General features: G+C 60.7%; 8 protein-coding genes. 1 reads left to right on the top strand and 7 read right to left on the bottom strand.

Going from position 1 to position 12,163, the window contains the following annotated elements; translation table 11 throughout:
• Nucleotides 1–22: 22 nt before the first annotated feature.
• From HBR93_RS06540 to HBR93_RS06570, 7 genes are all read right to left on the bottom strand, one after another.
• Nucleotides 23–871: an ABC transporter permease gene (locus tag HBR93_RS06540; RefSeq protein ID WP_057438937.1), complete on the bottom strand. Its 849-nt coding sequence runs from the start codon at nt 869–871 to the stop codon at nt 23–25.
• A 12-nt stretch (nt 872–883) separates the two neighbouring features.
• Entirely contained in the window at nt 884–1,735 is an 852-nt protein-coding gene (locus HBR93_RS06545; RefSeq protein ID WP_169960025.1) for an ABC transporter ATP-binding protein, read from the bottom strand.
• Between the two features lies 1 nt (nt 1,736).
• The gene (locus tag HBR93_RS06550) at nt 1,737–2,762 is read right to left on the bottom strand and encodes an ABC transporter substrate-binding protein (protein ID WP_057438936.1); all 1,026 of its coding nucleotides are present in this window, start codon (nt 2,760–2,762) and stop codon (nt 1,737–1,739) included.
• A 14-nt stretch (nt 2,763–2,776) separates the two neighbouring features.
• Nucleotides 2,777–3,661: a TauD/TfdA family dioxygenase gene (locus tag HBR93_RS06555; RefSeq protein WP_169960026.1), complete on the bottom strand. Its 885-nt coding sequence runs from the start codon at nt 3,659–3,661 to the stop codon at nt 2,777–2,779.
• A 233-nt stretch (nt 3,662–3,894) separates the two neighbouring features.
• Nucleotides 3,895–5,253 carry an HlyD family type I secretion periplasmic adaptor subunit gene (locus tag HBR93_RS06560; protein WP_115129340.1) on the bottom strand — a complete coding sequence of 453 codons (1,359 nt, stop codon included), beginning with the start codon at nt 5,251–5,253 and terminating at the stop codon, nt 3,895–3,897.
• The gene (locus HBR93_RS06565) at nt 5,246–7,402 is read right to left on the bottom strand and encodes a type I secretion system permease/ATPase (protein ID WP_057438933.1); all 2,157 of its coding nucleotides are present in this window, start codon (nt 7,400–7,402) and stop codon (nt 5,246–5,248) included. Before HBR93_RS06565 ends, HBR93_RS06560 begins: the two co-directional genes overlap by 8 nt.
• Nucleotides 7,403–7,443: 41 nt before the next feature.
• Nucleotides 7,444–8,790 carry a TolC family outer membrane protein gene (locus tag HBR93_RS06570; protein WP_057438932.1) on the bottom strand — a complete coding sequence of 449 codons (1,347 nt, stop codon included), beginning with the start codon at nt 8,788–8,790 and terminating at the stop codon, nt 7,444–7,446.
• A gap of 339 nt (nt 8,791–9,129) precedes the next feature.
• Between HBR93_RS06570 and HBR93_RS06575 the strand changes: the two genes are divergently transcribed.
• Nucleotides 9,130–12,163: retention module-containing protein (locus tag HBR93_RS06575; RefSeq protein ID WP_169960027.1), on the top strand; the 3,034-nt coding region annotated here is incomplete at its 3' end.

The following is a 12,163-nucleotide window of genomic DNA, read 5'->3' on the forward strand; positions in this document are numbered from 1 at the left end:
GCACGCAATCGTAGCAGGCTTTTTAGCGCTGCATGCCCCAGCGCTTCACGGTGACGCGCTCGAGGGTATCGAACACCAGGTTTTCCACGAGCAGGCCGATCAGGATCACCACCGCCAGCCCGGCAAATACCTTGTCGGTGTACAGCTCGTTACGGTTCTGGAAGATGTACCAGCCCAGACCGCCTTTGCCGCTGGTGGCGCCAAACACCAATTCGGCAGCGATCAACGTGCGCCAGGCAAAGGCCCAGCCGATCTTCAAACCGGCGAGGATCGACGGCAGCGCCGCCGGGATCAGGATAAACAGCACAAAGCGCATGCCCTTGAGACCGTAATTGCGCCCGGCCATGCGCAGGGTTTCCGACACCCCCATAAACCCCGAGTAGGTGTTGAGCGCCAAGGCCCACAGCACCGAGTGCACCAGCACAAAGATCAGGCTGTTCTGCCCCAGGCCAAACCACAGCAACGCCAGGGGCAACAGGGCAATCGCCGGCAGCGGGTTGAACATCGAGGTCAGGGTGCTCAGCAAGTCACGGCCCATCTGGGTCGAGACTGCCAGGGTGGTCAGGGCAAATGCCAGGACAATCCCGATCAGGTAGCCCTTGAGCAGCACCACCAGGGAAATGCTGACCTTGCCCAGCAACTCGCCACTGGCAATGCCGTCGTAGAAGGCGTGGAAGGTCTGCAAGAAGCTGGGCAGCAGCAGATCGTTGTTCTGATAGCGCGCCGCCGCCTCCCAGAGGATCGCCAGCACGATCAGGATCAGGCCCTTGCGCAGCCAGCCTTGTTGCCACAGGCGTTGGCGCAGGGGTAAGGCGCGCTCCACGGGCACGCCGGGCAGCGGTTGCAGGGTGATTTCATATTCCTGGCGCATGGGCACGGTCCTTCAATAAGCGATGCGGATATCGGCGAAATCCAGTTCGGTTTCGGCCTCGGGCGACTCATCGAACAACAGGCGATGAATACGCCGCGCCGACGCCTGGAACGCCACACCCCCGAGGCTGTGCAGGTCGTATTGATGGCTGTGGATTTCGGCGCGCACGCGCCCTGGATGGGGCGACAGCAGCAGGATGCGGTTGCCCACCACCAGTGCCTCTTCGATGGAGTGGGTGACGAACAACAGGGTGAAGCGCACCTCTTCCCACAGCAGCAGCAGCTCCTCCTGCATCTTGCGCCGGGTCAGGGCATCAAGGGCGGCGAAGGGCTCATCCATCAACAGGATTTTCGGCTGCATGGCCAATGCCCGGGCAATCGCCACCCGCGCCTTCATGCCACCGGACAGGGTGTGCGGATAGGCGTCGGCAAAGGCGCTCAAGCCAACCTTGTCGAGGTAGTACAACGCCCGCTCCTCGGCCTCGCGGCGCTTGAGGGTCTTGGACGCCAGCAACGGGAACATCACGTTCTGCTTGACGGTTTTCCAGGGCGGCAGTTGGTCGAACTCCTGGAACACCACGATGCGATCCGGGCCCGGTTGCTCGACCTTCTGCCCCAGCAGGCGAATCTCGCCTTCACAGGGCTTGATAAACCCGGCCACCGCCTTGAGCAACGTGGACTTGCCGCAGCCCGAAGGCCCCAGCAGCACGAAGCGGTCGGCCGGGTCGATCTCGAAACTGACCTGGTGGGTGGCCCGCACCACCCGTTCGGGGGTGCGATATTCCAGGCTGACGTGATCCACCGCGAGCAAGGCTTGGGCGGTAATCAGGTTGCTGGCCGTGTGGCCTTGCAAGGGCGCGTTCATCTCAGCTCCCTTGCAGCGGTTTGGCATCCTGGAAGAAGTAATCCTTCCACGATTCGGGTTTGTGCTTGATCGCGCCCACGCGGTAGAGGAATTCGGCCAGCGGGTAGGTGTTTTTCGGGGTGACACTGAATTCAAACTGTGGGTTATCGATGATTTTCAGCAACGCGGCACGGTCGATCTTGGCCTTGGTTACCCGAATGTAAGTGTCGGCGGCGGCGCCCTTGTCGTTCTGGGCGAATTGCGCGGCTTCGGTCAGGGCATCGACAAAGGCTTTGTAGGTTTTCGGGTTGTCATTGCGAAACTTCTCGGTGGCGAACAACACGGTCGGCGAGTTCGGCCCCAGCAGGTCATAGGTGTTGAGCACCACATGCACGTTCGGGTTGGCCAGGGCCTGGTCCTGGAACGGCGGGTTGGAGAAGTGCCCGGTCAGCTCGGTACCGCCGGCGATCAGCGCGGCCGTGGCGTCCGGGTGCGGGACGGCGATGGTGTACTTGTCCAGGCGATTGAACTCCTTGTCGCCCCATTGCTTGGCCGCGGCGTATTGCAGGAACCGCGACTGCACGGAAACGCCCACGGCCGGCACGGCGATGCGGTCTTTCTCGGTGAAGTCGGCGATGGTCTTGACCTTGGGATTGTTGCTGACCAGGTAGTACGGGAAGTTGCCCAGGGAGGCCACGGCCTTGACGTTTTGCTTGCCGTGGGTGCGGTCCCAGATGGTCAGCAGCGGGCCGACACCGGCACCGGCGATGTCGATGGAACCGGAGAGCAGCGCGTCATTGACCGCCGCGCCGCCGGACAACTGGGTCCAGTCGACCTTGATGTCGATGCCTTGCTGCTTGCCGTATTTCTCGATCAGGTTCTGGTCGCGCACCACGTTGAGCAGCAGGTAAACGATGCCGAACTGCTCGGCAATGCGAATCTCGCCTTCGGCCTGGGCGACAGTCGGGGCAACCAGACTGCCGGCCAGCAGGCTGACGCCAAGGCCCACAGTCGCGGCCAATCGTGCAAAGGGGGTTTTCCTGGACATGGTCATGCTCCGAATCAGAAGGGGGCGTCGCCCTGGATGGTGGTGCGAAACAGCTTGCGGCGCAGGTGGCTGGGGCAACCGGCGGCCAGGTGGATCAGCGAGCGGTTGTCCCAGAACACCAGGTCGTGGGGCTGCCAGCGGTGGCGGTAGATGTTTTGCGGATGGATGCTGTGGGCGAAGAGCTGGGCCAGCAGGTCGCGGCTTTCGTCTTCGGGCAGGCCGACGATGCGCGTGGTGAAGCCCTCGCTGACGAACAGTGCCTTACGGCCGTTTTCCGGGTGGGTACGCACCACGGGGTGCACCACTTCGGCGACCTGGGCCAGTTGCTCGGGGGTCAGGGTTGGGCGCCAGTTGCCTTCGAATTTGGTTTCGCTGTAGCGCGCGGTGTAGGAATGCGCAGCGCTGCGGCCTTCCACGGCTTTGCGCAGAAGCTCGGGCAACTGGTCCCAGGCTTTGTGCATGTCGGCAAACAGCGTATCGCCGCCTTCGGACGGCAGCTCCTGGGCGTGGAGCATCGAGCCCAGGCTCGGCAGTTCCTTGTACGACAGGTCCGAGTGCCAAAACTTGCCCGCATCACCCAGGCCGATGGATTGGCCGTTCTCGATGATGTTGGAGACGATGAGGATTTCCGGGTGGTTGGCCAGCAGGAACTGTTTGAGCAAATGGATCTGCAACACGCCGAAACGGCGGCTGAAGGCGATCTGTTGCTCGGGGGTGATGCGCTGGTCGCGGAACACCACCACATGGTGGTCCAGGTGCACACGGTGGATGCGAGCGAAATCCTGGTCGTTGACCGGGCGCGACAGGTCCAGGCCGATGATCTCGGCGCCTACGCTGCCGGGGAATGGGCGGATGTCGAAGGTTTGGGCGGTGGGCAAGGCGGCTGTGGCGGTGGACATGAGATCACTCCCTGGCAGTCAGGAGAGTGACTTTATAGATATAAGAATTGAAATTTAAATATCGTTAGAGAATAACGATATGGCCTTTTTGCGGCAGGGCTGAGGGATAGGGTGAAGTTGAGGGCCCCTTCGCGAGCAAGCCCGCTCCCACATTCGACCGATTTCCAACATAGGAATGCGGTTGAGTGTGGGAGCGGGCTTGCTCGCGATGAGGCCCGCCCAGACACTGAAGATCAACGCTCCTGCAGCGACTCCGCCCGGGCCTTGATGATGGGCTTGAGCAGGTAGCTGAGGATGGTTTTCTTGCCGGTAATGATATCGACCGAAGCGACCATGCCGGGGATGATGATCAGCGGCTTCTCATCGGTACCCAGGTGGCTGCGGTCGGTGCGCAAGGTGATCATGTAGTAGGTGGTTTTCTTGTCTTCGTCGGTGATGGTGTCGGCACCGATGCGCTCCAGCTTGGCCTTGAGGCCGCCGTAGATGGTGTAGTCATAGGCGGTGAACTTGACCACGGCCTCTTGCCCCGGGTGCAGGAAGGCAATGTCTTGCGGGCGGATCTTGGCTTCCACCAGCAGGGTGTCGTCCAACGGGACGATTTCTACCATGTCGCTGCCCGGCTGGATCACCCCACCGATGGTGTTGACCAGCAGTTGCTTGACGATCCCGCGCACCGGCGAGGTGACCAGGGTCCGGCTCACCCGGTCTTCGAGGGCTTTGCCGGTGGCCTGGGCCTTGTTCAAGTCGGTGCGGGCTTCGTTGAGCTCGGTCAGGGCTTCACTGCGATACTTACCGCGAGTCTCGTCGATCTTGCGCTGTACTTCCTTGATCGCCGAGTCGGCACGGGGGATGGCCAGGGTGGTGGCGTCCAGTTGGCCACGGGTTTCCATTTCTGCGCGCTTGAGGCGCAGTACTTCCACCGGCGACACCGCACCCTGGGCGACCAGGGGTTCGGACATGTTGATTTCCTGGCGCTGCAACGACAGCTGGTTACGGTACTGGCTCTGTTTGGAGGTGTACTCGCGCATTTCTTGCTGGCGCTGGGTCAGTTGCTCCTGCAAGCCGCCGATTTCGTCCTTGAACTGCTGGCGCCGGCTTTCGTACAGCGACTGCTCGTTGATGGCCTGGGTGGGCGCAGCGGCCCGCACATCTTCAGGGATGTTCAACGGCCGGTCTTCGACCTGGGCGCTCAAGCGCTCGATACGCAACAGCAGGGAAAGGCGCTGGGCCTCGGTTTCCCCGGCGTTGGAGACAAAACGTGTGTCGTCCAGGCGAATCAGCGGCGCGCCGGCTTCGACGATCTGCCCTTCCTTGACGAACAGCTCGGCAACGATGCCGCCTTCCAGGTTCTGGATCTTCTGCAGCTTGGAGGAAGGAATGGCCTTGCCGTCACCGCGCGTGACTTCGTCGACCTTGGCAAAGCCGGCCCACAGCAACATGCACAGGAAAAACCCGATGATCCCCCAGATGGTCAGCCGCACCACGCGCGGGGCATCTTCGATCAGGGCCTTCTTGACCTCTGGCAGTGGCTGGCCGTCCAGCGAATCGGAACCGATAAAGTAACGACGGACTGCGTCCTTGAATTTACGCAACACTGATCTGCCCCTTCTTCAACGCTTCCATCACTACGGCTTTCGGACCATCGGCGAGGATTTGCCCACGGTCGATGACCAACAAGCGGTCCACCAGGGACAACAGCGACGCCCGGTGTGTCACCAGCACCACGGTCTTGTTTTCCACAACGGATTGCAGGCGCTGTTTAAGGCGTTCTTCACCGGTGTTGTCCATGGCGCTGGTCGGTTCGTCCAGCAGCAGGATAGGCGGGTTGAGCAGCAGGGCACGGGCCAGGGCGACGTTTTGTCGCTGACCGCCAGAGAGGTTCTGGCCTCGCTCGCCCACTTGCAGTTCGTAGCCTTGCGGGTGCAGACGGGCAAATTCGTGGACGCCGGCCAGTTCGGCGGCTTGCAGCACCACTTCGTCTTCAACGTAGCGGGCGCCGGAGACCAGATTGTCGCGCAGGGTGCCGGCCAGTAGTTGAATGTCCTGAGGCACATAGCCGACGTTGTGGCGCAGTTCGCTGACGTCGATCTGGCGAATGTCCACCCCGTCCACCAGCAGGGCGCCGGAGTCGGGCTGGTAGAGGCCGACGATCAGCTTGGCCAGGGAGCTTTTGCCCGAACCGCTGCGCCCGATGATGCCAATTTTCTCGCCGGGCTTGATCACCAGGTTGATGTTCTTGAGCGCCATGTTCTGCTGGTTGGGGTAGGTAAAGTTCAGGCCCCGGCATTCGATGGCACCTTGCAGGGTGCGGCGGCTCAAGGGGCGCTCTTCGAAGTTGCGCTCCTGAGGCAGTTCCATCATCTGGTCGGTGGAGACCATGGTGACTTTGGCCTGCTGGTAGCGGGTCATCAGGCCCGACAGCGACGCCAGGGGGCTGAGGGCGCGGCCACTGAGCATGTAGCAGGCAATCAGGCCGCCCATGCTGAGGTTGCCGCCGATGATCTGGTAGACCCCGAAGACAATCATGATCACACCCGCCAGTTGCTGGATCAGCAGGGTGATGTTCATCGACAGCCCAGAGAGCATTTTCACCCGCAATTCAAGGCGGCTGAGGGTGCCAATGGTCTGCTCCCACTGGTACTGGCGCTCGCTTTCCGCGTTGTTGACCTTGACCGCATCCAGCCCGGCCAGGGTTTCGATCAGGCTCGACTGGCGCTCGGAGGCCAGGGCCATGGTGCGTTCCATGGTGGCGACCAGCGGCTTTTGCAGCAGGTAACCGATGCCCAGGGCAATCGGGAAAGCCAGCATGGGGATCCACACCAGGTGCCCGCCGAGGATGGCGATCACCATGAAGATCAGCAGGGTGAACGGCAAGTCGATCAGGCTGGTGAGGGTCAGGGACGCGAGGAAGTCGCGCAGGCTCTGAAACTCGTGGATGTTCTGGGCGAAACTGCCGACCCGCGCCGGGCGGTACTTCATCGACATGCCGACGATCCGCTCGAACAGCGTGGCCGAGATGATCAGGTCGGTTTTTTTGCCGGCCAGGTCCAGGCACAGACTGCGCAAGCTCTTGAGGACCAGGTCGAAGACGTAGGCGATGAAAATACCGGTGGCCAGCACCCACAGGGTGGCGGTGGCCTGGTTCGGCACCACGCGGTCGTAGACGTTCATCACGAACAGCGGCGCGGCCATGGCAATCAGGTTGATCAGGAAACTGGCAGCGATGGCATCGGCGTAGAGCCAGCGCGAACGCTTGAGGGTGTCGCGAAACCACGAACGGGCCCGAGGGATCAGGGTGCCGTGGCTGACATCGAATTTGTGCTGGGGCTGGGCAAAAAACACTTTGCCGATGTAGTCATCAGCCAAGGCTTGACGCTTGACGATGGTTTCACCGCCATCGCTTTCGCTGAGCAGCACCTGGGCCTCGTCTTCACCCTGCCAGCCGAGCAGCACGGCACTCCGGCCGTCCTTGAGCAACAGCAGCGCCGGCATGGCAATCGCGGGGATCGAATCGAGTTTGCGTTGCAGCAGCCGGCCTTGCAAACCGGCGCGGGCCGCGGCCCGGGCCAGCAAATCGGCAGTCAGTTGCTGTGACGGCAATGGCAGACCGGTGGTCAGCATTGCCGCACTGGCAGGCTTCTGGTGCAGGGCGCAGAGAGCCAACAACCCGTCGAGTAACGGGTCGTCGTGCAATGTGCGTGGATCATGACTGAGATGGACTCGACTAACTTCTGATTCCACGCGGGCTCTCTCAACTAACGGATGGGTCTATAAGGAATAGCTCAATTCATCCCCGGCAGTTGAACTTTCGGCTTCACATCGTTCTGGACGACGGAGGCCATCGGTGCGACCACTCCCTGGCTCTTGAGCAACTCGCCCATGGTCGCCTTGATTCGGTACTGAGTAAATAACTGAACGTTTTTTATCTCTTCCAGACGACGCGAAGCGGTGAACAGTTCGTTTTCACTGTCGAGCAAGTCGAGCAGGGTCCGCTCGCCCAGGCTGAATTGCTTCTGGTAGGCGCCGCGTACTTTGCTGCTGTGGTCGACATATTGCTGGGCAATCGGCACCTGGGCATTGGCGTTGTTCATGGCGTTCCAGGCCAGGCCCAGTTCTTCGTTCAACTGGCGCAAGGCGTTGTTGCGGATATCCAGGGCCTGGTTGGACTGGTAGGACTTGGACTCCAGCTCGGCTTTGTTGCTGCCACCGGCATACAGGTTGAAGCGCATACGCAGCATAGCTTCCCAGCCATTGTTGTGGCTGGCGTCGCCGTCGATGTTGTTGTCGGCGTTGCGGCCCAACTCGGCGTCGAAGCGTGGGTAGAAGGAAGACTTGGCGGCTTCGTATTGTTTTTCGGCGGCGGCGATGTCGGATTCGGCCGAGCGCAGGATCGGGCTGTTATCCAGCATCTGGCGACGTGCTTCGTTCAGGTCTGCAGGCAGCATCGCCATGAAGCTAGGCGGGCGCTCCAACTGATCGGCTTCCTGGCCGACAGCGCTCAGGTAGTTGGTCTGGGCATCGGCCAGGTTGGTCTGCTCGGTGATCACGTTGTTGCGGGCCTGGGCCAGACGGGCTTCGGCCTGGTCCAGGTCAGCCCCGCTGCCGACGCCGCGCTGGGTGCGCAACTTGATCTGGTCGTAAATGCGCTCGTGGTTACGCAGGTTGTCTTCAGCCAGGCGCACGAATTCACGACGGGTCAGGACGTCCAGATAAACCTGAGCTACCGTTAATGCAGTGCGCTCGGAAGTGCCAAGCAACGAAAACGCGCGGGAGTTAACGGTGGCTTGTTGACGCCCAACTTCACTGGAGGTGGCAAAACCGTCAAAAACCATTTGCTGCAGACGCAGGCTCGACTCACCGCGATTGAGGGTGTCCCAATGGCCACCACGGGCACGGGTGGACGAGCTGTCGGTGCCTTCACGGCCATAACCGGCGTTCAGGTCGACACGGGGCAGGTAACCGCCCTTGGCCGCACGCAACTGATAGTCAGCCGCGATACGAGCATTGACACCTGCCTGAATCTCAGGGTGCACATCCAGCGCTTGCTGCATGGCCTGGGGCAGGGTTTGGGCTTGAACGAAACTGGCGGCGAGAACGAACGGTATTGCCTTAAGCAGGTGCAAACGCATTTAAGAATCCCCAGGACTTCTTGTCTCAAGTCACAGCAACTTGGCGTGCTGCGTTAGAAAATGGCTACCGTAATGACCGTACGTCGGAAAGTTCAAAAGCGGAACTGGTTCACACATGTAGGACGGTTCGCCGCGTGAATATCAATGTGACATTAGCGAGGCGATTGTTTAGGATGGCGCCAAGAAGGTCAATAGTTTGGCATAAAGTAAATAGCCAAAAAATACAGCCAATTATTTGACGTCATTCGTTTTATAAACTACGCACCTCCCAGGCTGATGAATCCCATCGGATCTCAGCCCTAGGAACACCCACAGAATGGATCGCCGGAGAAATCTTCAATGAGCAGTGTTGTTGCCATCGTCAAAAGCATTGTTGGCCAAGTTTTCGTCATTTCTCCGGAAGGGGCCCGCCGGGTGCTTGTTGAAGGTGATCGCCTTTTCGCCGGCGACCAGATAGACACCGGTATGTCGGGCGCAGTCAGCCTGGAGCTGGCCGATGGCCGTACTCTGGACCTGGGCCGTGACACCCAGTGGAGCGCCACCGCGCCCGACTCCAGCACGGACCTGGCACAAGCCACCGCACAGGCTGCACCTTCGGTTGCCGAACTGCAGCAGGCAATCGCCGCCGGCGCTGACCCGACCACCGACCTGGAAGCCACCGCCGCAGGCGCGGCAGCTGCTGGCACCGGCGCGGCGGGGGGCGGTCACAGCTTTGTGATGCTCGATGAGACCGCAGGCTCGGTTGATCCGACCATTGGTTTCCCGACGGCTGGCCTGGGTTTCGGTACCAATGCGTTGACCAACGAACTCGGCGGGCAGCCGACCGACCCGCTCACGGCAGCACCTTTGCCGTCGACCCTGTCCCTGAGTGCCACCCCGACCATCACCGAAGCCGGCGGCGTGCTGACCTACACCGCCACGGTGACCCAGCCGTCTACCAGCAACCTGACCGTCACCCTGTCCAACGGCGCGGTGATCACCATCCCGGCCGGCCAGGTGACTGGCTCCGTGAATGTGCCCCTGGCGCCTAATGACAGCCCGTACATCGACCCAGGCCAGATCAGCGTCACCGTCACTGGCACCACCGGCGGTAACAACCTGATCGTGACCGTCGACCCGACGCCGGCCGTCACCCAGATCACCGACACCATCGACACCACCACCGTGACCCTGACAGCAGGCGAAACGGTGACCGAAGGCGGTCAGATCACCTACACCGCGACCTTGACCAACCCGGCGCAGACGCCCGTCACCATTACCTTGAGCAACGGCTCGGTGATCAACATCGAGGCAGGTAAGTCCACCGGTACAGTGGTGGTAGAGACACCGGCCAACGACGTCTACAACAATGGCAGCACGGTCAGCACCACCATTACCGGGGCAACCGGTGGCAACTTCGAAAACCTGGTGCCCAACACCACACCAGCCGTCACCACGATTACCGATTCGGTCGACGACACCGGCGTGACCCTCACCGCCACTAACACCGTCACCGAAGGCGGCCAGATCACCTACACCGCGACGCTGACCAACCCGGCGCAAACCCCGGTGACCGTGACCTTGTCCAACGGCTCGGTGATCACCATCAAGGCCGGCGAGTCCGTCGGTACCGTGGTGGTCGACACCCCGGCGAACGACGTCTACGTCAACGGCAGCACCGTCACGACGACCATCACCGGCACGACCGGTGGCAACTTTGAAAACCTGGTGCCCAACACCACGCCAGCCGTCACCACCATCACCGATTCGGTCGACACCACCACCGTAACCCTGACTGCGCCAGGCGATGTCAGCGAAGGCGGCCAGATTACCTATATCGCCACGCTTTCCAATAAAGCCGACACTGACGTTACGCTGAAACTGGATAACGGTTCGACCATCATCATCAAGGCGGGTGAAACCGTCGGCTCCGTCACCGTCGATGCTCCAGGCGATGATGTGTTTGTCGACAAAAGCACGCAAACCGTAAAGATCGTCGAGACTACTGGCGGTAACTTCGAAAAACTGGAAGTGGCCGGTAATGGCGCTACCACCACCGTCAACGACACTATCGACAAGGTCGATGTGGTCCTGACTGCGACTACCACCGTGGGCGAAGGCGGTAATATCGTCTACACCGCGTCGCTGGTGGACAAGGCAGGTAACCCGGTCACCAACACCACCAATCCGTTGACCGTGACGCTGGACAATGGCCAGACCATCACCATTGGTGTCGGCCAATCCGCTGGCACTGCCACCACTGTTGCGCCGAACGACGTGTATGAGGGCAACCAGACCGTCACCACCGCTATCACCAATGTGACCGGCGGCGCGCATTTCGAGAACCTGGTACCGGGCACCACGCCGGTCAACACCACCGTGACCGACACACCCGGCACCACCGACACCACCACCGTCACCCTGACCGCACCAGGCGAGGCCGACGAAGGTGGCAACATCACCTACACCGCGACCTTGAGCAATAAGGCCGGCAGCGACCTGACCCTGACCTTGAGCAATGGTGACGTCATCACTATCGCCAAGGGCGAGACGACAGGCCAGGTGACGTCCAAGGCACCGAGCGACGACGTATTCAAAGATGCAGGTCCGATCAACGTCACGATCAATCCGGACATCGTGGGTGGTGGCTTCGAGAAGCTTGATATCGCACCGGGTGGGGCGACGACGCAGATCAACGACACTATCGACAAGGTTGATGTGGTACTGACCGCCACCAAAACTGTGGGTGAAGGCGGCGAGATCGTTTACACCGCTACCTTGGTGGATAAAAACGGCGCGCCGGTGATTAACATCACCAGCCCTGTGACCGTGACCCTGGATAACAACCAGGTCATCACCATTGGTGTGAACCAGTCGAGCGGGACTGTTTCGGTTGTGGCTCCAGATGATGTGTACAAAGGCGACCAGACTGTTACTACCGGCATTAAAGAAGTCACCGGTGGCGAGCACTTTGAAAACCTGGTTCCAGGTACTGACAAAGTCACCACGACTGTCACTGATACCCCAGGTACCGATAACACCACGACAGTGACGCTGACGGCTCCTTCGGAAGTGAGTGAAGGTGGCCAGATCACTTACACCGCCACCTTGAGCAACAAGGCTGACACTGACGTCACCCTGACACTCGATAACAAACAAACCATCACCATCAAAGCGGGCGAAACAGTCGGCACCGTCACCGTTGATGCCCCTGGCGATGACGTGTTCGTCGATAAGAGCACCCAGACCGTCCAGATCACAGGGACTGACGGCGGCAACTTCGAGAAGCTCGTGGTTGCTGGCAATGGCGCAACTACCACCATCAACGACACCATCGACAAAGTCGATGTAGTGCTGACCGCCACCAAAACTGTGGGTGAAGGCGGCGAGATCG

Source organism: Pseudomonas sp. WS 5411 (genome assembly GCF_012985595.1).
GTDB lineage: Bacteria > Pseudomonadota > Gammaproteobacteria > Pseudomonadales > Pseudomonadaceae > Aquipseudomonas > Aquipseudomonas shahriarae.